Source organism: Novosphingobium sp. SG707 (genome assembly GCF_012275515.1).
Lineage (GTDB): Bacteria > Pseudomonadota > Alphaproteobacteria > Sphingomonadales > Sphingomonadaceae > Novosphingobium.
In genome coordinates, this window is sequence record NZ_JAAZQL010000003.1 from 446,336 (window position 1) to 470,521 (window position 24,186).

Sequence of the window (24,186 nt, forward strand, 5' to 3'; positions counted from 1 at the left end):
CAAGGCGGGCGCGCACCCATCAATCCAGAAGGCAGCGATCAGGCCATCTGGATGTAATCCCGCAGGGCATCGGCTTCGCCCTGAATCCGGTCGATCCGGTATTTCACAAGGTCGCCGATGGAGATGAAATCGACCATCCGCCCTTCGCGCAGCACCGGCAGATGGCGAATGCGGCGGCGGGTCATCAGGCCAAGTGCTTCAAGCGCCGAGGTTTCCGGGTCGACCGTGATCGCGGGCGAGGTCATCACCTGACCCACCAGCATGTCGAACAAGGCGGGGCCATGTTCATTGAGGCGCGAGATCACATCGCGTTCGGAAAAGATCCCTGCGATGGCATGGCCATCGAGCACAGGGATCGCGCCGATCCTCTTGTCCGCCAGCAGGGCGATGGCATCGCGCACTTTCATCGAGACGGTGCAGCCGACGATATTGACGTCGCGGCCTTCGATCAAACGAGCAATCGACATATTTCCTCCATCTCCCCCTTTTGGCGGGTTTTTGTCTATTTGTATGAGTATGACATAGGCCCTCCCCCGTGAAAAGTGGGGAATTGCGCGGGTTTTGGCTCTTGGCCCGTTAACTGTCACCCATGCGCCACGCTCTAGCGCGCGGCTTGAAACATGGCGGGCAAAGGCGCATGAAGGCGCGCGATGACCAACCGATCTCCCTTTTCCGACACGGCCACGGCGGCGGCCGCATGGGCGCGGTTTCGCCGCATCATGCTCTGGATGTTTCTGGTGACGATGACCACGGTGATCGGCGCGCTGACCGTGCTGTACAAGCAGGAGGGGATGGTCAGCCCGCATTTCTATATCGCGGTGGCGATCGGGATCTCGTTTGCGATGCTGTTGATGTCGGCGCTGATGGGGCTGGTGTTTCTGTCCAACAACAGCGGACATGACGAGGAAGTGAGCGAAGGCCCGAAGGACGATCAGGACCTGAGCCGGTAATCCTCCACCGGCACGCCGCCGATGATATGCTCCTGAAGGATGCGTTCGAGCACCTCCTCGGTGCAGGAATGATACCAGACGCCATCGGGATAGACCACCGCCACGGGGCCGGCAAAGCACACGCGCAGGCAATCGGCCTTGCTGCGCATCACACCCGCCTCGGTCAGGCCCAGTTGCTTGACCCGTTTTTTCAGATAGGCCCATGCCTTGCTGCCCACCGCCGGGGTGCAACATTCGCCCTTTTGCGGCTCGGCGCAGAGGAAGATGTGGCGCTGAACCCCGCCCGGCGCGGCGGCCCCGGCCTTGGCCAGCGCGGCCTGCGCCAGCGCGAGTTCCTCAGGCTTTACCGACATTTCCAAGCCTCAATCGTCTCGCGCAGCCCTTCAGGCAAAGGGGCTGCCTTGCCGTTCACCACATGCACCGCCACCGCCTCGGCCAGCGCCACCGGGCGGCCATTTTGCGTCAGCAGATGGCGCAGGCGCAAGCTGCGCTCGCCCACCGCCGACAGGCCCGAATGGATCACCAGCGGATGGGGATAATGGGCCTGCGCCAGATAATCTATGGTCAGCGAGACGACCATCGTCTGCGCGCCCGCCGGGATCGCCTTGGCAAAACCGCTGGCCATATGGAAACGCACGCGGGCGTCCTCGATGATCGCCGCCATCGCCACATTGTTGATGTGGTTGTTGGGGTCCAGATCGGCATAGCGGGTCGTCACCTCGCACATATGCGGGTAACCGGTGGGATCGAGCAGGGCGGGATCAGGTTTGGCCATGCCCTTGCCCTATCAGGACAAAGGCGGAAGAGCTAGATATTAGCCCTTCTTGCCGACGATCCTTGCGATTTCGGCGGCGACCATGCGCTCGACCATTGCGGGCAGGTTCTGGTCCAGCCATTCGCGCAGCGCGGGCTTGAGCAGATCGGCCACCAGACCTTCGAGCGAAGTCTCGCCGCTGCGCACGATCTGGGGGCGGCTGCTGGGCTGCGACATCATGGCCAGAGCGGCCAGAGATTCGCGCATCGAGGAGATCGCCGGCTCGCTGATGAGGTCGGCAGCGGGGCCTGTCGGGGTGGGTTCCTCGTGAAAATACTGATCCGAATCAGCGAGATCGAGCACATCGTCGTCATGCGATTCGGCCACGTTCAAACGCGGCGCGCCCGCAGGGACACGATTGTCACGCGCGATCACTTTTTTAATCGAATCAAGGATTTCCTCGACCGAAGGTTCGCCCTGTGCGCGCATTCTATGTGCCCCTGAAAATCGCATTATCGCCGAAACCGGCCCTCAATTGCCAAATGTTGAACCGTTCTGGGCGGGTGTGTCAACGGTGCGCGTGGGTTGGCCCGCGCCCTGCACCTTGTCCACGCCCCAGTCGCTCAGCGTTCCGCGCGCTTCGCGATAGTGGATTTCGGGGTCATACAGCGTGCCCGCATCCAGCCCCAGATCCTTGCCCGATACCCGCCCCATGGCCGAGAGCAGCGAGAAGCCCGCAACATAGGCATTGCGCCGCGCGGTCACCAATTGCACCTGCGCGTTTACCAGTTCCTGTTCGGCATTGAGAATATCCAGCACGGTGCGGTTGCCCACGCTGTTCTCCGCCTTCACCCCGCGCAGCGAGAGTTCGGCCGCCTCCACCGCCGTCTGGCTGGCGGTGATGATTTCATTGGCGGCGCGATAATTGGAAAAAGAGGCCCGCACATTGGCGATCACCTGCCGCTCGGTGGCGATTTCGGTGTCCAGCGCCTGCCCTTCGCGGGCCTGCGCCTGCTTGATCTGGGCGCTGGGCCGCCCGCCCTGATAGAGCGGGATCGTCGCGCGGATGCTCACATCCGCCGTCGCCGCTGATTGGGCGATGGGGAAAGGAAAATTGCCGCGCAGCGCCAGTTGGCCCAGATAATCAGTATAATTGCCATTGGCGATCATGCTGACCTTGGGCAGACGCGCGGCGCGGGCCACATCGCTGTCAAAGCCAGCGGCCTTGCTGCGCTCGCGCGCGGCGGCCAGATCCGGGTTGGCATCCAGCGCCAGACCGACCGCGTCATCGGGCGTCGCGGGCAAGGCGGGCAAAGGCGGCGGCGGGGTCAATTCGCCCGCCTCATGGCCGATGATCTGGATATAGGTTTCGCGCGCCTGCACCAGACTGGCCTCGGCGCTGCGCAGATTGCCCTGCGCCACGGCCAGGCGGGATTGCGACTGCGCCACGTCGGTCTTGGTCACATCGCCGATCTGAAACCGGTCGCTGGTGGCCTTCAGATTGGTCACCAGCGTCTGCACCTGCGCCCGATTGAGCCGCACGATGGCCTCGGTGCGGATCACATCCAGATAGGCGGTGACGGCCTGCGTAAACACGCCGGCCTCGGTCGAGCGCAGATCGTTGCGCCCGGCGATCACCCGCGTGTCGGCGGCGCGGATCGCATTCTTCACCCCGCCCCCACTGTACAGCGGAACCGTCAGCGTGCCGACCGCCGTGACCATGCGCGGCATATCGGTGGTCGAAGCGGTATTTTGGCGGACATATTCGGTTTCATTGGCCGTGACGTTCAGCGAGGGCAGGCCATCGGCCCGCGCCAGCGGCACACCCGCATCGGCGGCGCGCAATTGCTCGCGGGCGCCCAGCAGGGTGGGGTTGCTGGCATAGGTTGCGGCCAGCGCGCTGCGCAGATCCTCGGCATGGAGCATCGGCGCCACAAGAACCATGGCCGGGCACCCCAAAAGCAGAAGCTTGCGCGTTACCCGGCCATCGATCATCAGAAACTCCAGTGTTTGGGCGCGGCCAGCTCGGCAATCGCGGGAATGCCAAGATCGGCCAGCGTGATATAGGATACGGCGCCCGCCACCTTGCGGCCCAGCGCCAGACGCGAAACGCCCTTGTCGACCAGGCCCGTGACGATGCGGCCATCGGCGGCCAGCGCATCGCTCAGCACAGCGGGCACTTCGCCCGCTGCGCCGTCGATCAGGATCAACGTGTAGCCCGAGCCCGGCAGACCCTTGGCCAGATCGGCGGCGTCCACCTTGTCCACGCTGCCCGCAAGGCGCGCGACCACGGCGGCGAGGTAATCGCTGCCCGCCGTCACGACCAGAACCTTGTCCTGCTCGGTGGGTTCGGCAGCGCCCAGCACCTTGCCATGGAACAGCGGCGCGGGCAGCGCACGGCCATTGCCCAGCGGCACGGCGCGGTCGATATACGCCGCCGCGCGGTTGGCGGCGGGCACGTAATCCTCACGCGCGACACTGGCCAGAGCCGACAGCACCCACGGCTCATTCACGCCGCAAGTGCGCAGCTGGCTGTCGATCATGGCGCGGCGGGCGGTGCCTGCCTCGGCGCCTTGGGGTGCGTAGTGGATTTCGCTCATGCCATCACAATCCTTGACCAAGGCCGTATTACATACATAACACAGTAATGCAATAGGCCAGACCTGTGTTCATTTATCGCGCGCGCTTCTAGGGCAAACGCCCCGCCAAAGCCAAGCGCTTTGACACGGGAATCCGGGCAATTTCACCACAAGCGGCACCGACTTTTGTCATAACCGCCGCTTTACCCTTGGCGAAGGGGGGCAATCATGCCTATGGACCGCCCCAACCGATCATACGAATGCGCCTTGGCCCCCCTTCCCTTGTGGCCCAAGGCCCAGAGCGAAGGAGCGCCCCATGGCCGAATTGGTGACCATCAAGGAACAGGATCTGATCGACAGCGTGGCCGATGCGCTGCAATATATCAGCTACTATCACCCGATGGACTATATCCGCGCCTTGGGCGACGCATACGAGGCCGAACAGGGCCCCGCCGCCAAGGACGCCATCGCCCAGATCCTGACCAACAGCCGCATGTGCGCCGAAGGGCATCGCCCGATCTGTCAGGACACCGGCATCGTCAATGTGTTCATCCAGTGGGGCCAGAACTGCATTCTGGAATCCGAGATGAGCCTGCAGGAAGTTGTCGATGAGGGCGTGCGCCGCGCCTATAACAACCCCGACAACAAGCTGCGCGCCTCGGTGCTGGCCGATCCGGCCTTTACCCGCCGCAACACGCGCGACAACACGCCCTGCGTTCTCCATGTCGATATGGTCAAGGGCAGCAAGATCCATGTGGACGTGGCGGCCAAGGGCGGCGGGTCCGAAAACAAGTCGAAGTTCAAGATGATGAACCCGTCGGATTCGATCGTCGACTGGGTGCTGGAAATGCTGCCCCAGATGGGCGCTGGCTGGTGCCCGCCGGGCATGCTGGGCATCGGCATCGGCGGCACGGCCGAACATTGCGTGCTGCTGGCCAAAAAGGCGTTGATGGAACAGATCGACATGGCCCAGCTCAAGCAGCGCGGGCCGCAGAACGATCTGGAAGCTTTGCGCATCGAGATCTTCGACAAGGTCAACGCGCTGGGCATCGGCGCGCAGGGTCTCGGCGGTCTGGCCACGATCCTCGACGTCAAGATCATGGACGCCCCCTGCCACGCGGCGGGCAAGCCGGTGGCGATGATCCCCAATTGCGCCGCCACGCGCCACGCTCACTTCACGCTGGACGGCAGCGGGCCTTCGTATCTGGAAACGCCCAAGCTGGATCAGTGGCCGCAGGTTCACTGGACCCCCGATGCGGCGGCCAAGCGCGTCAATCTCGACACGCTGACGGCCGAGGAAGTGCAGAGCTGGAAGCAGGGCGACCGCCTGCTGCTCAACGGCAAGATGCTGACCGGCCGCGATGCTGCGCACAAGCGGATCAAGGATATGCTGGCCAAGGGCGAGGAACTGCCCGTCGATTTCAAAGGCCGCGTGATCTATTACGTCGGCCCCGTCGACCCGGTGCGCGAAGAAGTCGTCGGCCCCGCCGGCCCCACCACCGCCACCCGCATGGACAGCTTCTCCGACCTCATGCTCGACCTGGGCCTGCTGGCCAGCGTGGGCAAGGCCGAGCGCGGCCCCAAGGCGACCGAATCCATCGCCAAACACAAGAGCGCCTATCTGATGGCGGTCGGCGGCGCGGCCTATCTCGTCGCCCGCGCGATCAAGGAATCCAAGGTTGTGGGCTTTGCCGATCTGGGCATGGAGGCGATCTATGAATTCACCGTCGAGGATATGCCGGTGACCGTCGCCGTCGATTCCGAGGGCAAGAATGTCCACCAGCTCGCCCCGTTGGTGTGGAAGGAAAAGATCGCGGCTGAGGGGTTGTTGGTCTAAGATATTTTGCCTCCGGCGGGCAAAGGGACTCGGTCCCTTTGCAATCCCGTTAATGGGTTGCGCGTGGTTTGCAGCGATGCGGATCGGGCGATGAAATGAAGGCCTGCGGCGCTACATAAAAGCGCCGCAGGCTTTTTCATGTCGAACGGTGCGTCCGACACCCCTCCGCCGAACCCGTGGCGCAACGCAGACAGTAATGGGAGCGCGAGGGACTAGTCCCTCGCATTTCTCCCTTAATTCCCCTAACCCCTTCCCCCATGGCCATCCTGTTCCACATCTCCGACCTGCATTTCGGCGCCGAGGACCGCGCCGCTCTCGACTGGCTCAAACAGGAGATTGCGCAGGAAAAGCCCGACGCGGTGATCTGCACCGGCGACCTGACGATGCGCGGCACCGTGCGCGAATTCGACGCGGCGGGCGAATATCTGCTTGGCCTTGGCATTCCGGTCAGCATCGAGCCGGGCAACCACGATATGCCTTATTACTGGGAGATGGTGAGCCGTTTGCGCCGCCCCTTTGCCCGGTTTGAGGCGTTGCGGGCGCGGGCGCATTCGGACCTGCCGCTGGGCGATGTAACGCTGGCCTCGCTGCCCACGGTGACGCCGGCGCAATGGCGGATCAACTGGTCGAAGGGCTGCGTGAAACAGCCTGCCCTCAATGCGGCGCTGCGCAGGCTTGAGGGCGCGCAGGGGTTGAAGCTGGCGGCCTGCCATCATCCGCTGGTCGATGCCGATACGCATGGCACGGGATCGACGCGTGGCGGGCGGCGGGCGCTGGCGGCGCTGGCGGGCGCAGGGGTGAGCGCGGTGCTCTCGGGCCATGTGCATGACCCCTTCGACCTGAATGTCGAAACCGAAAACGGCCCTATCCGCATCATCGGCGCTGGCACTTTGTCCGAGCGCACAAGGGCCACATTGCCCAGCTATAACCGGCTGGATTATACGCCCGAAACGGGCCTGAACGTGACGGTTCGGGCGGCAGGATAATCCCGCCGCCCAAATTCCCGTTTTACTGACCGCGCGCGGCGTTCACCTGTTCCTGGGTGATCGGCACGATCTTGATTTCCACGCGGCGGTTCTTCGCGCGCCCCTCGGGCGTGGCATTGTCGGCCACCGGCATGGTCGCGCCATAACCCTGCGTGCGGATGCGCGCCTGCGACACGCCCTGCGTGCCGAGATAATCGCCCACCGTGCGCGCACGATTTTCCGACAGCGTCTGGTTCAACTGGGCGCTGCCGGTGGAATCGGTGTGGCCATAGACGTCGATCAGGCTGTTGGGATAATCCTTCAGGCTCTGCGCGATCTTGTCCAGCGTGGGGCGGAAATGCGGCTGGAGCATATAGGAGCCGGTGTCGAAGGTCACGCCGTCAGGCAGGCTGAGCATGATCGAGCGGCCATCGTCGGACGGGCGGATGTCCACCCCGGTGCCCGCCGTCTGTTCGCGCAACTGCTTGATCTGCTTGTCGCGTTCATAGCCGATGGCGCCGCCCGCGACGCCGCCGATGCCTGCGCCGATGATGCGGCCCGTGCCGCCCCCGATCAGCCCGCCCAGCAACATGCCGCCCAGCGCGCCCGCGCCCGCGCCAATGGCGGTGCGCGACACTTTCTGCTGTCCGGTGTTGGGATCGGTCACGCAACCCGAAGTCGCCAGCAGCGCGGCAACGGCGATCCCGGCGGTGGCAAGGCGTGCTTTGGTCATGAAAATCTCTCCATGGTTGACTGACCGCGCATGGCGGCCAATGCTGTCCGTATGGGCCGCGTTTGGACCGGGACGGCTGAATCTAGCATTGCTGAACAGCGCCCGCCAAGGATTTGTAACAGATTTGTATCGGCATTTGTTTGCCTGGCTCTTCGCGCGCCCCCTTCGCCTTTGCGAACAAAGCTGCTAGGGATGGTCTTGTGACACCCTTTCCCTGGATAGATGTACTTGTCATTGGCGGGCTTATTGTCCTCAATGGCGTGTTTGCCATGTCGGAGCTGGCAATTGTTTCGGCGCGCACGGCAAAATTGCGGGTGCTGGCCGATCGCGGCAACCGGGGCGCGCAGGCCGCGCTTGATCTGACGGCGGATCCGGGCAAGCTGCTTTCCACCGCGCAGATCGGCATCACGCTGGTCGCCGTGGTCACGGGCGCCTTTTCCGAGGCCAGCCTGTCGACCCCTGTGGCCGAACGCATCGCGCATTGGGGCATCCCGCTGGCCTATGCCGACCGTCTGGCCAGCGTGCTGGTGCTGGGGCTCACCACCTTTGTCAGCCTGATCATCGGTGAACTGGTGCCCAAACAGGTGGCGCTGGCCCATGCCGAGCGGATCGCGATCATCGCTTCGCCGCCCATGGCCATGATGGCGCGGGCCACGGCGCCGCTGGTCTGGCTGCTGCGCGTGTCCTCCGATGCGATCCTTGGCCTGATCGGGGTGAAAACCGGCGAGGAGCAGCAGGTGACCGCCGAGGAAATCCACCTCGTCTTTGCCGAGGCCACGCGCTCGGGCGTGATCGAGGAGGAGGAGCGCGCGATCATGACCGGCATCATGCGCCTTGCCGAACGCCCCGTGCGCGAGGTGATGACGCCGCGCACCGAAATGGACTGGATCGAACGCGGGGCGAGCGAATCGGATGTGCGCGCCGCCATTGCCGAAAGCCCGCATTCGCTGCTGCCCGTGACCGATGGCGCGGTCGACAATATCGTCGGCGTCATCAAGGTGCGCGAGGTGCTGGCGCAATTGCTGGCCGGCGGGCCGCTGGATCTGGAAAGCCTGATCCACAAGGCCGAAATCGTGCCGGATCAGATCGACGCGATGGACGCGCTGCGCGTGCTGCAAAATTCCGGCCTGTCGATGGCGCTGGTGCATGACGAATATGGCCATCTCGAAGGCATAGTTACCCCCGCTGACCTGCTCTCGGCCATCGCGGGCCATTTCGCCTCCTATCAGGACGAAGGTGACAGCCCGCTGGTGGTCACGCGCGAGGATGGCTCGCTGCTGATCTCTGGCGCCTTGCCCGCCGATTCGCTGGGCGACCGCTTTGGCATCGAAGTGCCGGAAACGCGCGATTATGCCACGGTGGCGGGCTATGCTCTTTCCATCCTGAAGCGTTTGCCCAAGGAGGGGGATCATTTCGTCGATCAGGGTTGGCGCTGGGAGATTGTCGATATGGACCGGCGCAAGATTGATAAATTGCTGGCGAGCAGGGTTGAGGTTTTGGAAGAAGGTTAAGGGAGTTTAGATGCGAGGGTCTAGACCCTCGCGCTCCCGATACTGCCTGCGTTGCGCTACGGGTTCGGCGTTTGGTGTCGGACGCGCCGTTTGAAAATAGAAGGCCTGCGGCGCACACAGCGATGAGTTCGCCGCGCCGCAGGCCTTCATAATATTCCCCGCCCCTGCCAACCACACGCCACCCCATTAATGGGATTGCAAAGGGACGAGTCCCTTTGCCCGCCGGAGGCAAAACTCCACCGGCCCAAAATCACAAATCAAATCGCACCCCTCACCATCATCAAGATTTGCGGAAATCCTGCCGAATCGCTAAGGCCTGCGCCGTCATGACCGAGAAACGCGATTTTCGACCCACCGTCTTCCTGCCGAAGACTGATTTCCCCATGAAGGCCGGCCTTCCGCAGAAGGAGCCGGGCATTTTGAAGGGGTGGCAGGAGCAGGATCTGTACCGAGCCTTGCGCGATGCCCGCGCGGGGCGTGAGAAGTTCATTCTGCACGATGGTCCGCCCTATGCGAATGGCAATATTCACGTGGGCCATGCGGTCAATCATATCCTGAAGGACATGGTGGTGCGCACGCAGAGCCTGAAGGGTCTGGACGCGCCTTATGTGCCCGGTTGGGATTGCCACGGCCTGCCCATCGAGTGGAAGGTCGAGGAAGAATATCGCAAGAAGAAGAAGAACAAGGACGAGGTTCCCCCGCGCGAATTCCGCGCCGAATGCCGCGCCTATGCGCAGACCTGGGTCAATGCGCAGCGTGAGCAGTTGAAGCGTCTGGGCGTCAATGGCGATTGGGACAATCCCTATCTGACCATGGATTTTCAGGCCGAGGCGACCATCGTTGGCGAGCTTTTGAAGTTTGCCCAGTCGGGCCAGCTTTATCGCGGCGCCAAGCCGGTGATGTGGTCTCCGGTTGAAAAGACCGCTCTGGCCGAGGCCGAGGTCGAGTATGAGGACATCACCAGCACGCAGGTCGATGTGGCCTTCGAACTGGTCGAAGTGCCCGCCGCGCCCGAGCTGGTCGGCACCAAGGTGGTGATCTGGACCACCACGCCCTGGACCATCCCGACCAATCAGGCTTTGGCCTTTGGCCGCGCTATCGATTATTCGCAGATCCGCGTGGGCGATCAGAAGTATCTGATTGCCGAGCCCCTGATCGAAGCGTTTTTGAAGCGCATCGACGAGGATGGTTACGACTTCCTGATGTATGTGAAGGGGCCGGTGCTGAACGGGGCCAAGGCGCGCCACCCGATGGCCGCGCGCTTCCCTGACAGTGAGTTCTTCACCAAGCTGCGCCCGCTGTTGGCCGGTGATTTCGTCACCGTCGAATCGGGCACCGGCTTTGTCCACATGGCGCCCGACCATGGCGAGGACGACTTTTTGCTGTGCAAGGCCAACAAGATCAATCCGGTCTTTGCGGTTGAGGGTGACGGCAAATATCGCGCCGACTGGCCCTGGCTGGGCGGCGAAGGCAGCGTCATCAACCCCAAGTTCAACGCGCCCGACGGCCCGATCTGCACCGCGCTGCGCGAAGAGGGCGGTTTGCTGGCGGCCTCGGCCGATTACAAGCATTCCTATCCGCATTCGTGGCGGTCCAAGGCCAAGGTGATCTTCCGCTGCACGCCGCAGTGGTTCGTGCCGATGGACAAGGATCTGGCGCCGCTGAGCGAGGCCGCCGACATGTTCGATCTGGCTACCATCCTCTCGCCCGATACGCTGCGTGAGCGTGCCAAACATGCCATCGCCCAGACCCGTTTCGTGCCCGAAAAGGGCCGCAACCGCATCGGCGCCATGGTTGAGGGGCGCCCCGACTGGGTGCTTTCGCGCCAGCGCGCATGGGGCGTGCCGATCACGCTGTTTGTTGATCGCAAGACCGGCGAATATCTGGTCGACAAGGCGGTCAACGCCCGCATCATCGCCGCCATCCGCGAGGAAGGTGTGGACGCTTGGGACGAGGCGCGGGCGCAGGAATTTCTGGGCGCCGATTACAATGCCGAGGATTACGAGCGCGTCACCGACATTCTCGACGTGTGGTTTGACAGCGGCAGCACCCATGCTTTCGTGATGGAAAGCGGCCGCTGGCCCGACCTGCTGCGCCCCGAGGGCTATCGCGGCCCCCGCGCCGACCTTTATCTCGAAGGCAGTGACCAGCATCGCGGCTGGTTCCAGTCCTCGCTGCTCGAATCCTGCGCCACGCGCGGCCATGCGCCGTATAAGGCGGTGCTGACCCATGGTTTCACCATGGACGCCAAGGGCATGAAAATGTCCAAGAGCCTTGGCAACACGGTCGATCCGCTCAAGGTCATGGAGACTTACGGCGCGGATATCGTCCGTCTGTGGGCGCTGTCGGTGGATTACACCGAGGATCACCGTATTGGCGATGAAATCCTCAAAGGCGTCGCGGATCAGTATCGCAAGCTGCGCAACACGTTCCGCTATCTGCTGGGCGCGCTGGACGGCTTTACCGATGCTGAAAAGCGGCCGGTTGAGGAGATGCCCGAGCTGGAGCGCTATATTCTCGCGCTGCTGGCCAAGCTGGATGGGGAATTGAAGGTTGCGGTCGATGCTTTCGACTTCAACACCTATGTTCGCAGCCTTGTCGACTTCTGCAACGAGGACCTCTCGGCCTTCTTCTTCGATATCCGCAAGGACTCGCTCTATTGCGACGCGCCCACGGATACGAAGCGCCGCGCCTATCGCACGGTGCTCGACACCCTGTTCCATGCGCTGATCCGCTATGCTGCGCCGGTGCTGGTGTTCACGGCGGAGGAAGTGTGGAAATCGCGCTTTGCCGATGAAGGCAGCGTGCATTTGCTGGAATGGCCGGTGGTCCCGGCGGTTTCGCTCGATGGCGAACGTTGGGATGCGCTGCGCGCCCTGCGCGGCGAAGTGCTGGCCGCCATCGAGCCGCTGCGCCGCGACAAGACGCTGGGCTCCAGCCTTGAAGCGCAGGTCACGGTGCCCACTGATGCACCCGAGGCCGATCTGGCCGAACTGTTCATCAGCGCCAGCGTCGTGCGCGGCGATGCTTTGGCCGTGGCCCGCACCGAAGCCCATAAATGCGGCCGCTGCTGGCGCCACCTGCCGGAGGTCTCCGAGGATGGCGACTTGTGTTCACGCTGCGATCAGGTTGTGTCCGCCATGGATGCCGCCGAATGACGACCCTTGCGCAAACCTCCCCTGTCAAAGCGCGCCTGCTCGGCTTTGCCGTGGCGGGGGTGGTGTTTGCGCTGGATCAGATCGTCAAATGGGCAATGATCGGCCCGCTCGATCTGCCCCGCGTCGAGCAGATCACGCTGCTGCCCATCTTCAATTTCACCTGGGCGGAAAATTACGGCGTGTCGCTGGGCCTGCTGACGGCGGGTTCGGATCTTGAACGCTGGCTGCTGGTGGGCATGACCGGGGCGATTGCGCTGGGCGTGGCGGTGTGGATCTTTATCGAACGGCGCATGGGCGAAATCCTCCCGCTGGGCCTCGTGCTGGGCGGCGCACTGGGCAATATCCTCGACCGCGTGGCCAAAGGCTTTGTTGTCGATTATGCCGATCTCCACATCGGATCCTACCGCCCCTTCTACATCTTCAACCTCGCCGATGTCGCCATCACCTTCGGCGTATTGATTATCCTTGCCCGGAGCTTTCTTTCGGGCAAAAAGCGTGGCCACATCAAGTTGGACGCCGCGCCGTCCACCCCGGAGAACTGAACCACAATGCGTAAGATTTCCGCCATCCTGCTGGCCGGCACCACCTGCCTGATGCTCTCCGGCTGTGGCGCGGGCGGGCTGTTCAACCGCGTGCGCCCCGATGAATTCGCCGTCCAGCGCCAGACGCCGCTGTTCGCCCCGCCCGATTTCGCGCTGACCCCGCCCCAGCCCGGCGCTCCGCGCCCCAACACCCGCCCCGGTCAGGTCGAAACCACCGAAGCCATGTTCGGCCCCGCGCCCCAGCGCAGCGGCGTCGAAAACGCCGCCGTGGCCAAGATGGGCACCGGCGATGCCTCGATCCGCTCGACCGTGGCCGATCCCAAGACCGCCACTGCCAACAAGGGTGATGTCACCCGCACCATCGTGGCCGCCCCCGAAGGCGATGGCCGCGAAGCGCAGGCCAAGACCCCGCCGCGCCAGTAATCGCGGGTTGTCATTGGTTTAAAAGACCCCTGCCCGGTTGGGTGGGGGTTTTTTGGCTGGTTTGGAGGGGGTTATGCCTCCGGCGGGCAAAGGGACTCGTCCCTTTGCAAATCCCATTATGGGGTTAAGCATGGTTTGCCATTGGGGTGTTTTGGGGGATGTTTTAAAGCCTGCGGCGCTGTTAGCTCATGCTTGTCCGCGCCGCAGGCTTTAAAATTCAAACGCTGCGTCCGACACCTGACGCCAAACCCTTGGCGCAACGCAGACAGTAAAGGGAGCGCGAGGGTCTAGACCCTCGCATCTTAAACCCCCTCCAAAACCTTCCGCGCCTCATCACAATCCCGCCCGATCTGCGCGATCAACGCATCGAGGGAATCAAACTTCGCCTCGGCCCGCAAAAACGCATGAAACCCGATCTCGATCTCCTGCCCATAGAGGTCGCCGGAGAAGTCGAAGAAATGCGGTTCGAGCAATTCCTTGGGCGGATCGAAATGAGGCCGGATGCCGATATTGGCCGCCCCTTTCAGCACGCGCCCGTCGGACAGTCGCCCCGTTACCGCGTAAATCCCATAGGCGGGTCGCAGATAGTCGCCCAGCGCCATATTGGCCGTGGGAAAGCCGATTTCGCGGCCCAGCTTGTCGCCATGCTGTACGGCGGCGCGCATGGCGAAGGGGCGCGTCAGCAGGCGCGTGGCCAGCGCAATGTCGCCCGAGGTCAGCGCGCGGCGGATGCGGCTGGACGAGACGATCTCGCCCCCTTCCATCACCGCGCCCACAGCCCGCGCGCCAAGGCCGATTTCGGTCCCCATCTCGCGCAGCGTGGCCACCGAGCCCGAGCGGCCCTTGCCAAAGGTGAAATCCTCGCCCGTCACCACGCCCGCCGCGCCCAACTGACGGCCCAACACGTCATAAACCCAGTCATGCGCACTGCTGGCCGCCATGGCGGCATCAAAGGCGAAGACCAGCATGGCGTCGGCCCCGGCCTGCGCAAACCATTCCTCGCGCTGTTCCAGCGTGGAGAGGCGGAACGGAGGCGAACCGGGGGCGAAAAACTCGACCGGATGGGGATCGAACGTGGCGACAATCGCGGGCCGCCCCTCGGCGCGGGCCCAGCGCAGGGCCTCGCCCACCACGGCCTGATGGCCGAGATGGAAACCGTCGAAATTGCCCAGCGCGATGATGGCGCCGCGCAAGGCTTCGGGAATGGGCTGGCGGGAATCGAGACGGATCATGGAAAAAAGCGCCTATCCCGCCCTTTCCAGCGTGACAAAGGCAAAAGCCGGTCTGCCCTCTTGGGCAGCATGCTCTTCGCGGACGGTTTCGACCCATTCGGGGCCGATCGTCAGGGGAAAATGGGTGTCGCCCTCGGGGCTGGCGTCGATTTCGGTCAATTCGATTCGGTTGGCGATGGGCATGAACTGGGCATAGATCTGCCCTCCGCCCACCACGCAAACCTCGTCCACATCGCCCGCCAGCGCGAGCGCGGCGTCCAGATCAGGCGCCACCTCGGCTCCTGCGGCTTCCCACGTCGCATCGCGCGTCAGCACGATATGGCGGCGGCCGGGCAGCAATCCGGGCAGGGATTCAAAGGTTTTGCGCCCCATCACCATCGGCCTGCCCATGGTCTTGGCCTTGAAGTGGCGCAGATCGGCGGGCAAATGCCATGGCATCGTGCCATCGGCGCCGATCACGCCATTGGCCGCGCGGGCCACAACAAAGGTGATGCGTGTCATTATCCCAGCATCAGGCGGGTCACGTGGCCCATCTTGCGCCCGGGCCGCGCCGCCGCCTTGCCATAGAGATGCAGGTGGTTGGCCGGATCGGCCAGAATTTCCGCCCAGTCATGGGCATCGTCGCCAATCAGATTGAGCATCCGCGCGCCCGGCACTGCCAGCGTGGTCAGCCCCAGCGGAAGGCCGCAGACGGCGCGAATATGGTTCTCGAACTGGCTGGTGAGCGCGCCCTCGATGCTCCAGTGGCCCGAATTATGGACGCGGGGCGCCATTTCGTTGAACACCGGGCCATCGTTAGTGGCAAAGAATTCCAGCGTCAGCACGCCGACATAATCGAGCGCCTCGGCCACCTTCTGCGCCAGCGCGCGCGCCTCGGGCACCTGCGCCAGAATCGCTGCATTGGCGGGCACGGTCGATGTGTCGAGAATGCCGTTCACATGGACATTTTCCGCGCTGTCCCAAAACTTGACGCTGCCATCGGCGGCGCGGGCCAGAATCACGGAGAATTCGCCAAAGAAGGTGACGAAACCTTCATAGATCAGCGCCTGAGGCGGCAGATCCAGCCCGGCCAGATCGGCCTCGCTCTTGATCCGCCATTGCCCCTTGCCGTCATAGCCGTCGCGGCGGGTTTTCAAAATGCCCGGCGCGCCGATCTCGGCCACGGCGCGGGCCAGATCCTCAGCTCCGTCGACTGCCATGAAAGGCGCCGGACGCCCGCCCAGCGCCTTGACGAAATTCTTCTCGCTGAGCCGGTCCTGCGCCGTTTCCAGCGCGCGCGGATGGGGCAGCAGGGGCGTATCCCCCACCGCCGCCAAAGGCGCAACCGGCACATTTTCAAACTCATAGGTGATGACCGCGCAATCCGCCGCAAAGCGCGCCAGCGCCGGCTCATCGGTATAATCCGCACAGGTAAAGCGGCTGCAGACCTCAGCCGCTATACTGTCGGCCTCGGGCGCAAAGATATGCACGCGATAACCAAGGCGGGCGGCGGCAAAGGCCATCATCCGGCCCAGTTGGCCGCCACCCAGAATGCCGATCGTTTCACCCGGAGCAATCATGCCTTATTCCGGACGCTCCGCCACGCTTTCGGTCTGCGCCACGCGGAATTCCTTCACGCGCTCGGCCAGAGCCGGATCGCTGGTGGCCAGGATCTTGGCGGCCAGCAGGCCCGCATTGGTCGCGCCCGGCTCGCCGATGGCCAGCGTGCCGACCGGAACGCCGGCGGGCATCTGGACGATGGAGAGCAGCGAATCCTGACCCGACAGCGCCTTGGACTGCACCGGAACGCCCAGCACCGGCAGATGCGTCATCGAAGCGACCATGCCCGGCAGATGCGCCGCGCCGCCCGCGCCCGCGATGATGACCTTGAAGCCTTCATTGGCGGCGTTCTTGGCAAAATCGATCAGGCGGTCGGGCGTGCGATGCGCCGAGACGATCCGCACATCATGCACAACGCCCAGCTGAGTCAGGATGTCAGCGGCCTTCTTCATGGTGTGCCAGTCCGACTGGCTGCCCATAACGATGGAAACGAGGGCTCCGGGACGGGTCATAGTCTTACCTCTCCGACAGATAATAGCGTTCGAGCGCGTTCAGATTATCGTCCAGCTCATAGACGATGGGCTGGCCGGTGGGGATCTCCAGATTGAGGATATCCGCATCCGAAATGTTCGACAGATGCTTGACCAGCGCGCGCAGCGAATTGCCATGCGCTGCCACGATCACGGTTTCGCCCTTGGCCAGTTGCGGCGCGATGGTGCTTTCATAATAGGGCAGCACGCGCTCAATAGTCAGCTTCAGCGATTCGGTGCTGGGAATGTCGATCCCGGCATAGCGCGCGTCCTGTTTCAGGTCGAACTCGCTGCCGTCTTCCAGCACCGGGGGCGGCACGTCGAACGAACGGCGCCAGATCTTGACCTGCTCGTCGCCATGCTTGGCGGCCGTCTCGGCCTTGTCCAGACCGGTCAGCCCGCCATAGTGGCGTTCATTGAGGTGCCAGTCTTTATATTCGGGGATCCACACCCGGCCCGCCGTTTCCAGCGCCAGATGCAGCGTGCGGATCGCGCGGGTCTGAACCGAGGTGAAGGCCACCGTCGGCAGGATGCCCTTTTCTTTCAGCAGAGCACCCGCCGCGCGAGCTTCGCCTTCGCCCTTTTCGGTAAGATCCACGTCCCACCAGCCGGTGAAGCGGTTTTCAAGGTTCCATTGGCTTTGACCATGACGGACGAGAATCAGACGAGGCACGGTTCTGGCACTCCCTCAAATGCAGCGTGAATACACCTTTACCGGCGGCCCTAGCCCTTTGCCGCGACAATGGGAAGCAAGGATTTGCCTGAATTTCGCGCATGTGCCGGGCGGGGCAGGGGCGAGGGCATCACCCTTGCGAATCGGTGCTTTGGGTCTGGGTATCCTCTATCGCGCGGCTCTGCGCCTTGCGGCGGCGCAGATTCTCGCGCAGCTTGGCCGCGAGGCGCTCTTCGCGCGAAGAGCCGGAATTAGCGGGTTTTTCGGTGTTGCTCATGGGTCTTGTCTCATCCTGCGCCCCGTGTTTGGCGAAGGCGGCACCAGACTTCAAGCGCCCCTTGCAGAAAAATGCAGCAAGGGCGCTTGACATTCCCTCGATCCCCGGCCAATAGCGCGCCTCCGCTGCGGCACTGGTCGCACCGGCGATGACTGTGGTGTGCTGCTGTAGCTCAGTGGTAGAGCGCATCCTTGGTAAGGCTGAGGTCGGGAGTTCAATCCTCCCCAGCAGCACCACAGTTTCTCCCGCTATTACGGGAAAACCAGCGAAAACAAGGGTTTTTGACAGTCGCCTGTTACAATCGTAACGGAGGCGCACATGTGCAGCTACCTCATCAAAGTTGGTTCTACCTATCGGATCCGCCGCCCCGTCCCCAAGGACATTATCGCGCAGGGCCTCATCCTGACCGCCTCGGGCAAGCCCCGGACCGAGTGGAACATTACCCTCGACACCAAGGACCACGAGACAGCCAAGCGGCTGCGCGTCCCCCACATTGTCGATACCGATCGGCAGATTGACGAAGCCCGCGCCAAGATGGGCCAAGGCGAGGAGCCTACCCCAAAAGACCCTGCTGCGCAGGCGCGTGAGCGCGAAGAGGCCGCTGCCATGGCTGCCCTTGCCGCCGAGAGCCAAGCGCGCCGAGAGGCTCGCGGAGGTCTTCGGACGCTGTTGCGCAAACGGCTGGCAACCAGCACTGCTGCGCTAACCCCTGAAGAGGCCGCAGCCGTTGATTTGATCCGCGAGAGGGATGCCAAGATAGAAGAACTGACTGCTGCTATCGCCGTCATGGAGAAGGACAAGTACGGCCCAGCCTTTCAGGCCGAGCAAGCGAAAGCCGAGGCCCAGCGCAGGGCGGAGCAAGCAGCCCAACTGTTGCGGCCTTTTGCCCCTGCCGCGTCTATCACGCAACTGTATGAGCGTTATGCCCTGTCGGGATCGGCCAACCCCAAGACGGTCGCCAGATGGCGCAGTCGCGTGGCCAGCTTTGTTGAACACCTCGGCCATGATGATGTGACGCGAGTAAAGCGGGGCGACCTCAACAACTGGACCGCAGCGCTGATTGCCAAGGGGCTGGCCAAAAAGACGGTAGCAGATGGCTACTTGTCCCCGGTGAAGGTGATCCTGGGCCTTGCCTATGATGATGAGCTTATACAGTCCAACCCCTCCAGTGGATTGAAGGTACGCGGCCCCTCGGCAGTCATGGTGCGTGACCGCGATTTGACCGACGATGAAGCCATCACGATCCTGCGCGGGTCGCTACAGCCTCAGTCTGAACGGCTCTCGCCGGAACACGCATTGGCCCGGCGGTGGGTGCCATGGCTTTGCGCCTATACGGGTGCATGGGTGGCAGAGATGACCCAACTGCGTGCTGGCGACATACGGCAGGAGCAAGGCGTGTGGGTTGTGCATGTGACGCCCGAGGCCGGATCAACCAAGGACGGCAAGGCCCGTCGTGTGCCCCTGCATCCCCATTTGATTGAACAGGGCATCACCGCACTGGCCAAGCCGGGCGATACCACGCCCCTGTTCTACCGCGAGGGCGCGGGCAACGAGGTGAACCCCGCCCCCAAGATCAGGGCTACCGACCTGAGCGATTGGGTGCGGTCCTTGGGCGTGACGGACCCCAACGTGCAACCCAACCACGGCTGGCGGCACCGCTTCAAAACGCTGTCCCGCGTGGTGGGCATCCCCGAAGAACTGGCTGACCGCATCCAAGGCCACGCGCCCAAGCATCAGGGCGGCAAGTATGGCACGGGGGCTTTGCCTGTGGGCGTACTGCTGGCGGAGATTGAGAAGATGCCTCGGTATGAGGTATAAATGCCTGTCGGGGGCGAACCGACATGGCTCCGAGTACCGGCGTAGTTGATTGCCCCCGGCCTTCTGATAATCATCAACCCCATGAACAGATGGCTTTATCTAGCGGGATTGGCTGCGGCCACATTGGCGGCTTTCGCAGTGCCTCTCAGTGTGTTCCTGCCGATGGGGGGCGTGATGCGCCCGTTGACCTTTGTAGCTGCCACACCAGCAGTCTGCCTGTTCCTGCGTATCTTGTTTTCCCGTACCTACCGCGACAAGATCGACGCCATCAACATCGAGATGCGCGATGGGCAGCCAGCCTTTTCATTCCGATCTCGTAAGCCCCTGCTAGACCCGGAATGGGGAATGTTCGGTACTCGAACCGGGAGCCGTCCAGCGCAGGTCTTGCGTGCCGTGCTGTTTGTCGAGGCGGGCGTGACCATGCTGTTATCGCAAGGGCGTGCGGAGCTGGTCGGTTTGGTCATGGCAGGGCTGTTTGCCGCGATGCTTGTGACGATGCTCCAAATGGCGTCGGGCGAGGCATAGGCCCGCTACACCCCCAGCCACTCCAGCCCGCCGGGCAGGGCATCGGCGCTGAAATCGACCTGTAGCACCCGGCGCCGGGCCGGTCGGCTGGCCGCTTCGGAGGCGTGCAGGATGGGCGTGGAGTAAGCCCAAACGTCCCCAGCCGAGGCGAGGCAGGCCATTGTGCCGCAGCGGGCAGCCAAGCCTTCCACCGCGTCCACCGGCACCCGGCCATGCCTGTGCGAACCCGGAGCAATCAGCAACGGGGCATTGGTCGCAGCCACATCGTCCAGATGCACCCGCAGCGTGACCATGCGGGCCAACAGGTCAAACGGCGGGGCGACATGGTGCAGCCTGGCCTTCACCGACCACGGGCCGAAGCCCTCCACCTCCACCCGCTCGGCCACGCAGATGGTGCGGTCCTGATGCCATGCCAGCGACCAGTTGGTGCCCGCGCTCTTGTCGAACAGGATGGCCCGCACCGCCTTGCCCTCGGCCCCCAAGGCGCGGCTGGCGACCATGCCGATGCAGCCTGCGGGGGCAAGGAAAGGACGCATGCCGGGCAGGTCGCTGATGCGGACACCGGCTTGCTCTGAGGGTAGCGAGGCTAACACGTCCAGCAGCGCGGGTAGGTCGTGGAGTGCAGCGCCCCGGAACAGTTGGGCGCCGTGGTCTGCGAGGGTGAGGGTGTCGAGGTTGGGACGTGTGGGGGTGCTAGTCATCGCTTGGGAAAGTGACCGTAGTAGCCAAACCCCTCGTTCCTGAGATCGTCGAGGGTCTTATCTTTCGAGCGGATGTAGGGCTTGGGTGGCGCCATGGCGGGGGTGCATTTTAAGGGCAGCTCGCCGCTAGCTCCTGTGCGGACCACGTTAAAGCCACCAGCTGTGTTGCGGCGCAGTCTCCACACACCATAGCGGGATTGCAGGTAGGTATGCTGCACGTTCAAGGCCGTGATGGTTTTGGCATCAATGCTTCCTTCCAAAACCTTCGCCACCTTGAGGTCAAGGAACCATGGCCAAGACATGATGATGCAGTCGTCGCATTCAGGCATGAGGCTGGGCACTTGGTCGATCAGCTTGGCCCTTACCGCCACATCATAGCATGGCGGCGGAGCAGCCTCCTCTGCCGGATCATCGGCTGCCGATGCAGAGAGCAACAGGCTCAACAGTAAAGTTGGGGCGATGATCATAGGGTCAACATACTCTCGCCTCACCGGAATGCCAGAGGATGCAGGGCTAGTACCACCCCGCCCACACCAACGCCTCCCACAGGTCCGGCACCCGCTGCGCCGCCTGCCAGATGGCCTTGGTCGTCGTAGTATCCGCGCGACCCTCCGCCACCATCTTGTCGATATATTCTTTGGCAATATCGCCGAAGCTATTGGCCGTCTTGAATGCAGCTACCAGTTTATCATGCTTACGCTCAGCCAGTGGATCGCTTCCGGCTTCCAGTTTCCGTCTGGCATCGTCGCGCCTGCGCCTTGCGTCGGCAAGGCCGACCTCGGGATAGCGTCGCAGCGCCAGACGTTTCTGCTTGCCCATATGGCGATATTTATAACGCCATAGCTTCGATCCATTGGGATTGATTTCGAGATAGAGGCCCCGGTCATCGGTGCATTGATAGGTCTTGTCCGCAGGATGTAGGTTGCGGATCTGGAGTTCCTTGAGCGCCACGGCAAAGTTCCTCGACAGGTTCGGGAACTGCCTGACCGGGCAATCAGAGGGCCATGGTGCCATCAGATTCAGGGTGGTGCCATCTGGCCCCCCTTATGGCACCATATGGCCCCAGACTGCCTGAAATAGCCTGACACGCCCCGGGAGTGGTGAAGCTCAAAAATCGCAGATTTTCGGGGGTTTGTCGATCCTCCCGACCGCTGGCCGGGAGTGCAAATGGTGCCCAGGAGAGGACTCGAACCTCCACGCCCTTGCGAGCGCTAGCACCTGAAGCTAGTGCGTCTACCAATTCCGCCACCTGGGCACATTTGCTTTTTGGCGCCGAGGCTTAGCGTCCTTTCGGTTGCTGCCCGCGCCGGGTAGGACCGCGCCTCTAAGCGGACCTTCGAATCCTGTCAACGCAAAAAGATCATTTTTTTCGCGAAACTGAAAAGTTTTTTTGGGCGGCGTGGATTTGCCCTTCCGGCCCGATTGCGCCGCGCCGCCCGCCATACCATCTTAAACGAGCCTAATTGCTGGAGTTGCGGCCATGAGTGACATTTTGCGCGATGCCCTGGTGGCGGTCACGGGCGGGAGCGGGTTTGTCGGGGGGCATCTGGCCCATGCCCTGCTGCGCTGCGGGGCGCGTTTGCGAATCGTCAGCCGCCACCTGGAAAAGGCGTGGATGATTCGAGGGCTTGGCGATCCGGGGCAGGTGGAATTTGCCCGTGCGGACCTGCGTGACGGGGCCGCCGTGGCGCGGGCGCTGTCGGGGGCGGACGCGGTGGTCAATCTAGTGGGGCTGTTTTCCGGGCCGCTGGATGCGGTGCAGGGGCGTGGGGTGGAAAGCCTCGCCCGCGCCGCGCACCAGGCCGGAGCGCGCGCCTTTGTCCATGTTTCGGCCATTGGCGCCGATGCGGCCTCACCCGTGCCCTATGCCAGCAGCAAGGCGGCGGGCGAGGAGGCTGTGCGCAAAGGCTTTGCGGGCGCCACGATCCTGCGCCCCAGCGTGATCTTTGGGCAGGATGACAATTTCCTCAATATGTTTGCGCGGATGATGGGGATGCTGAAGGCTCTGCCTGTGCCCGCGCTGTTGCCGGTGTTTGTGCCGGATGGGCTGCTGCAACCGGTGCTGGTGGACGATGTTGCGCGGGCGATTGTGGCGGCTCTGGGCGATCCAAAGCGGCATGGCGGCCAGACCTATGAACTGGGCGGGCCGGAGGTGGTGACCATGCTGGAGCTGAACCGGCGCATTGCGAGGGCAGTTGGCGGCGGCATTCACCTGCTGCCGATGCCCGATCTGGCGGCGCGGATATTCGCCGCCCTTCCCGGCACGCCGATTTCGGCCGATCAGATCGCCCTGCTCAAGGCGGGCAGCGTGGTGGCCGATGGCGCGCAGGGCTTTGCCGCGCTGGGCCTATCCCCGCATCCGATGGGCCTCTATCTCGACCGCTGGTTCAGGCCATAGGTCCGGCAAACAGCATCGGGTCCAGCCGCGCCTCGCGCCAGCGCATCCCCCAATGCAGATGCGGCCCCGTCGCGCGCCCGGTCATGCCGACCTTGCCGATGGGCTGGGTCTGGCTCACCCGTTCGCCCTCGCGCACCAGCAGTTCGCTGGAATGCAGAAAGGCGCTGACCAGTCCCATGCCATGGTCGATCATCAACAGATTGCCCTCTAGCGTGAAGGGCTTTTCCGCGGCCAGCACGACCACCCCATCGGCGGGGGCCAGATAGGGCGTGCCCGCAGGCATGGCGACATCGCTGCCCGAATGATAGGCGCCCGGCGTACCGCGATAGACGCGCTGCGATCCGAAGAGGCCGGAAATTCGGCCCTTGACCGGCCAGAGGAAGGGTTGCCGCCAGCCCTCGGACAAAGCCCCTGCATGGCGCGCGGCATCGATCCGCGCCACTTCCTCGGCGCGAATGCGGGCATATTCGCCCTCGGGAATGGCGGGCGGACGGAAGGGCGCGTTAACCTGCTCGATCCGCCATGCGCGCGGGGCAATGTCCAGCCCCAGCACGGCCTGCGTCCCACCCGGCGCCGATGCGGTCAGTTTGGCCACCGGCCCCGCATCGCGGTCAAAGGCGACCAGAAAGCGGCCGAAAAGATCGGTGGGCAGCGGTGCGCCGTCGAGCGCCACCTGCCACCCCTTGGGCGCCTGACCCTGCGCCCATCCGCCTTGCGTGGTTTCGCCGCGCGGAAAGGTGATCGGGCCAACGTCGAGCGAAAAGCCATAAGCCGCCGCCGGGGCCAGCGAGGCCAGCCCGCCCAGCACCATGCGGCGTGTTATCACTGGCCCAGCAAACGCTTCGTCGCCAGTTCGGGCGTGGCATAGGCTTCCTGGTGCTCGACGCTCCAATAGCGCAGCGACTCAAGCGCAATCGCCTCGCCCGAGACGGCGCAGACGACATGGTTGCCGCGCGAGAGCATGGTGAAACCATTGGGTTCATAGCGCAGCACCGCCGCGCGATCCGGGGAATTCATCAACATGGACCCTTTATAGCACGA

At 63.5% G+C, this 24,186-nt stretch carries 28 protein-coding genes and 2 tRNA genes; 11 read left to right on the top strand and 19 right to left on the bottom strand.

What is annotated here, in order from left to right; all coding sequences use genetic code 11:
* Positions 1 to 38: 38 nt before the first annotated feature.
* On the bottom strand, positions 39 to 467 hold the full coding sequence (locus FHW92_RS10820; RefSeq protein WP_168603259.1) for a CBS domain-containing protein: 429 nt from the start codon (positions 465 to 467) through the stop codon (positions 39 to 41).
* A gap of 183 nt (positions 468 to 650) precedes the next feature.
* On the opposite strand from FHW92_RS10820, the gene FHW92_RS10825 reads away from it, so the two are divergent.
* The gene (locus FHW92_RS10825) at positions 651 to 950 is read left to right on the top strand and encodes a hypothetical protein (protein WP_168603260.1); all 300 of its coding nucleotides are present in this window, start codon (positions 651 to 653) and stop codon (positions 948 to 950) included.
* Here FHW92_RS10825 and FHW92_RS10830 read toward each other — a convergent pair.
* From FHW92_RS10830 to FHW92_RS10850, 5 genes are read right to left on the bottom strand one after another with little or no spacing between them, the layout of a single operon-like run.
* Positions 932 to 1,303, bottom strand: a complete 372-nt coding sequence (locus tag FHW92_RS10830; RefSeq protein WP_168603261.1) for a (2Fe-2S) ferredoxin domain-containing protein — start codon at positions 1,301 to 1,303, stop codon at positions 932 to 934. The two genes, FHW92_RS10825 and FHW92_RS10830, sit on opposite strands and share 19 nt — an antisense overlap.
* Positions 1,294 to 1,725 carry a thioesterase family protein gene (locus FHW92_RS10835; RefSeq protein WP_168603262.1) on the bottom strand — a complete coding sequence of 144 codons (432 nt, stop codon included), beginning with the start codon at positions 1,723 to 1,725 and terminating at the stop codon, positions 1,294 to 1,296. The genes FHW92_RS10830 and FHW92_RS10835 overlap by 10 nt, the downstream gene beginning before the upstream one ends.
* 39 nt (positions 1,726 to 1,764) lie before the next feature.
* Positions 1,765 to 2,193 (bottom strand): DUF2497 domain-containing protein, encoded by a 429-nt coding sequence (locus FHW92_RS10840; RefSeq protein WP_168603263.1) that lies wholly within the window; start codon positions 2,191 to 2,193, stop codon positions 1,765 to 1,767.
* Positions 2,194 to 2,235: 42 nt separating this feature from the next.
* Entirely contained in the window at positions 2,236 to 3,699 is a 1,464-nt protein-coding gene (locus tag FHW92_RS10845) for a TolC family outer membrane protein (RefSeq protein WP_246870061.1), read from the bottom strand.
* A complete protein-coding gene (locus tag FHW92_RS10850) occupies positions 3,699 to 4,304 on the bottom strand; it encodes a protein-L-isoaspartate O-methyltransferase (RefSeq protein WP_246870062.1) in 606 nt (201 codons plus the stop codon). The genes FHW92_RS10845 and FHW92_RS10850 overlap by 1 nt, the downstream gene beginning before the upstream one ends.
* A 295-nt stretch (positions 4,305 to 4,599) precedes the next feature.
* Between FHW92_RS10850 and FHW92_RS10855 the strand changes: the two genes are divergently transcribed.
* Positions 4,600 to 6,120 carry a fumarate hydratase gene (locus FHW92_RS10855; RefSeq protein ID WP_168603265.1) on the top strand — a complete coding sequence of 507 codons (1,521 nt, stop codon included), beginning with the start codon at positions 4,600 to 4,602 and terminating at the stop codon, positions 6,118 to 6,120.
* A 257-nt stretch (positions 6,121 to 6,377) separates the two neighbouring features.
* Positions 6,378 to 7,106: a metallophosphoesterase gene (locus FHW92_RS10860; RefSeq protein WP_168603266.1), complete on the top strand. Its 729-nt coding sequence runs from the start codon at positions 6,378 to 6,380 to the stop codon at positions 7,104 to 7,106.
* A 22-nt stretch (positions 7,107 to 7,128) separates the two neighbouring features.
* Here FHW92_RS10860 and FHW92_RS10865 read toward each other — a convergent pair whose 3' ends face one another.
* The gene (locus FHW92_RS10865; protein WP_168603267.1) at positions 7,129 to 7,818 is read right to left on the bottom strand and encodes an OmpA family protein; all 690 of its coding nucleotides are present in this window, start codon (positions 7,816 to 7,818) and stop codon (positions 7,129 to 7,131) included.
* 200 nt (positions 7,819 to 8,018) lie between these two features.
* On the opposite strand from FHW92_RS10865, the gene FHW92_RS10870 reads away from it, so the two are divergent.
* The 4 genes from FHW92_RS10870 to FHW92_RS10885 all read left to right on the top strand — a co-directional run bounded on the left by FHW92_RS10870 (position 8,019) and on the right by FHW92_RS10885 (position 13,452).
* On the top strand, positions 8,019 to 9,329 hold the full coding sequence (locus FHW92_RS10870; protein ID WP_168603268.1) for a hemolysin family protein: 1,311 nt from the start codon (positions 8,019 to 8,021) through the stop codon (positions 9,327 to 9,329).
* A 326-nt stretch (positions 9,330 to 9,655) separates the two neighbouring features.
* Positions 9,656 to 12,487 (top strand): isoleucine--tRNA ligase, encoded by a 2,832-nt coding sequence (gene ileS, locus FHW92_RS10875; protein ID WP_168603269.1) that lies wholly within the window; start codon positions 9,656 to 9,658, stop codon positions 12,485 to 12,487.
* Positions 12,484 to 13,029, top strand: coding sequence for a signal peptidase II (gene lspA / locus FHW92_RS10880; RefSeq protein ID WP_168603270.1), 546 nt, complete (start codon positions 12,484 to 12,486; stop codon positions 13,027 to 13,029). The genes ileS and lspA overlap by 4 nt, the downstream gene beginning before the upstream one ends.
* 6 nt (positions 13,030 to 13,035) lie before the next feature.
* Positions 13,036 to 13,452 (top strand): DUF3035 domain-containing protein, encoded by a 417-nt coding sequence (locus tag FHW92_RS10885; RefSeq protein ID WP_168603271.1) that lies wholly within the window; start codon positions 13,036 to 13,038, stop codon positions 13,450 to 13,452.
* Positions 13,453 to 13,754: 302 nt separating this feature from the next.
* On the opposite strand, the gene FHW92_RS10890 is transcribed toward FHW92_RS10885, so the two are convergent.
* The 6 genes from FHW92_RS10890 to FHW92_RS10915 all read right to left on the bottom strand — a co-directional run bounded on the left by FHW92_RS10890 (position 13,755) and on the right by FHW92_RS10915 (position 17,703).
* Complete coding sequence (locus FHW92_RS10890) at positions 13,755 to 14,684, bottom strand: bifunctional riboflavin kinase/FAD synthetase (protein WP_172249180.1); 930 nt, start codon at positions 14,682 to 14,684, stop codon at positions 13,755 to 13,757.
* Positions 14,685 to 14,696: 12 nt separating this feature from the next.
* A complete protein-coding gene (locus FHW92_RS10895) occupies positions 14,697 to 15,185 on the bottom strand; it encodes a dihydrofolate reductase (RefSeq protein ID WP_168603272.1) in 489 nt (162 codons plus the stop codon).
* A complete protein-coding gene (locus FHW92_RS10900) occupies positions 15,185 to 16,243 on the bottom strand; it encodes a 5-(carboxyamino)imidazole ribonucleotide synthase (RefSeq protein WP_168603273.1) in 1,059 nt (352 codons plus the stop codon). The genes FHW92_RS10895 and FHW92_RS10900 overlap by 1 nt, the downstream gene beginning before the upstream one ends.
* A 3-nt stretch (positions 16,244 to 16,246) precedes the next feature.
* Complete coding sequence (purE, locus tag FHW92_RS10905; protein WP_168603274.1) at positions 16,247 to 16,735, bottom strand: 5-(carboxyamino)imidazole ribonucleotide mutase; 489 nt, start codon at positions 16,733 to 16,735, stop codon at positions 16,247 to 16,249.
* Positions 16,736 to 16,739: 4 nt separating this feature from the next.
* Positions 16,740 to 17,426 (bottom strand): 2,3-diphosphoglycerate-dependent phosphoglycerate mutase, encoded by a 687-nt coding sequence (gpmA, locus tag FHW92_RS10910; protein ID WP_168603275.1) that lies wholly within the window; start codon positions 17,424 to 17,426, stop codon positions 16,740 to 16,742.
* Between the two features lie 130 nt (positions 17,427 to 17,556).
* The gene (locus FHW92_RS10915; RefSeq protein ID WP_168603276.1) at positions 17,557 to 17,703 is read right to left on the bottom strand and encodes a hypothetical protein; all 147 of its coding nucleotides are present in this window, start codon (positions 17,701 to 17,703) and stop codon (positions 17,557 to 17,559) included.
* Positions 17,704 to 17,864: 161 nt separating this feature from the next.
* Between FHW92_RS10915 and FHW92_RS10920 the strand changes: the two genes are divergently transcribed.
* The 3 genes from FHW92_RS10920 (at position 17,865) to FHW92_RS10930 (ending at position 20,046) form a co-directional block, all read left to right on the top strand.
* A tRNA-Thr gene (locus FHW92_RS10920) sits at positions 17,865 to 17,939 on the top strand.
* 82 nt (positions 17,940 to 18,021) lie between these two features.
* Positions 18,022 to 19,521 (top strand): DUF6538 domain-containing protein, encoded by a 1,500-nt coding sequence (locus FHW92_RS10925; RefSeq protein WP_168603277.1) that lies wholly within the window; start codon positions 18,022 to 18,024, stop codon positions 19,519 to 19,521.
* Positions 19,522 to 19,602: 81 nt separating this feature from the next.
* A complete protein-coding gene (locus FHW92_RS10930) occupies positions 19,603 to 20,046 on the top strand; it encodes a hypothetical protein (protein WP_168603278.1) in 444 nt (147 codons plus the stop codon).
* A 5-nt stretch (positions 20,047 to 20,051) separates the two neighbouring features.
* Here the strand turns inward: FHW92_RS10930 and FHW92_RS10935 are convergent, their stop codons facing one another.
* The 4 genes from FHW92_RS10935 to FHW92_RS10950 all read right to left on the bottom strand — a co-directional run bounded on the left by FHW92_RS10935 (position 20,052) and on the right by FHW92_RS10950 (position 22,002).
* Positions 20,052 to 20,747 carry a phytanoyl-CoA dioxygenase family protein gene (locus tag FHW92_RS10935; protein ID WP_168603279.1) on the bottom strand — a complete coding sequence of 232 codons (696 nt, stop codon included), beginning with the start codon at positions 20,745 to 20,747 and terminating at the stop codon, positions 20,052 to 20,054.
* Positions 20,744 to 21,190 carry a hypothetical protein gene (locus tag FHW92_RS10940; protein WP_210428448.1) on the bottom strand — a complete coding sequence of 149 codons (447 nt, stop codon included), beginning with the start codon at positions 21,188 to 21,190 and terminating at the stop codon, positions 20,744 to 20,746. The genes FHW92_RS10935 and FHW92_RS10940 overlap by 4 nt, the downstream gene beginning before the upstream one ends.
* Before the next feature lie 70 nt (positions 21,191 to 21,260).
* Entirely contained in the window at positions 21,261 to 21,698 is a 438-nt protein-coding gene (locus FHW92_RS10945) for an Arm DNA-binding domain-containing protein (protein ID WP_349237672.1), read from the bottom strand.
* 217 nt (positions 21,699 to 21,915) lie between these two features.
* Positions 21,916 to 22,002, bottom strand: a tRNA-Leu gene (locus FHW92_RS10950).
* Between the two features lie 225 nt (positions 22,003 to 22,227).
* Here FHW92_RS10950 and FHW92_RS10955 point away from each other — a divergent pair.
* Complete coding sequence (locus tag FHW92_RS10955) at positions 22,228 to 23,145, top strand: complex I NDUFA9 subunit family protein (RefSeq protein WP_168603282.1); 918 nt, start codon at positions 22,228 to 22,230, stop codon at positions 23,143 to 23,145.
* Here the strand turns inward: FHW92_RS10955 and FHW92_RS10960 are convergent.
* Together FHW92_RS10960 and FHW92_RS10965 are read right to left on the bottom strand one after the other, a co-directional pair.
* Positions 23,135 to 23,971 (bottom strand): M23 family metallopeptidase, encoded by an 837-nt coding sequence (locus FHW92_RS10960; protein ID WP_310012807.1) that lies wholly within the window; start codon positions 23,969 to 23,971, stop codon positions 23,135 to 23,137. The genes FHW92_RS10955 and FHW92_RS10960 overlap by 11 nt on opposite strands.
* Positions 23,968 to 24,168: a DUF2093 domain-containing protein gene (locus FHW92_RS10965; protein WP_168603283.1), complete on the bottom strand. Its 201-nt coding sequence runs from the start codon at positions 24,166 to 24,168 to the stop codon at positions 23,968 to 23,970. Before FHW92_RS10965 ends, FHW92_RS10960 begins: the two co-directional genes overlap by 4 nt.
* Positions 24,169 to 24,186 lie beyond the last annotated feature (18 nt).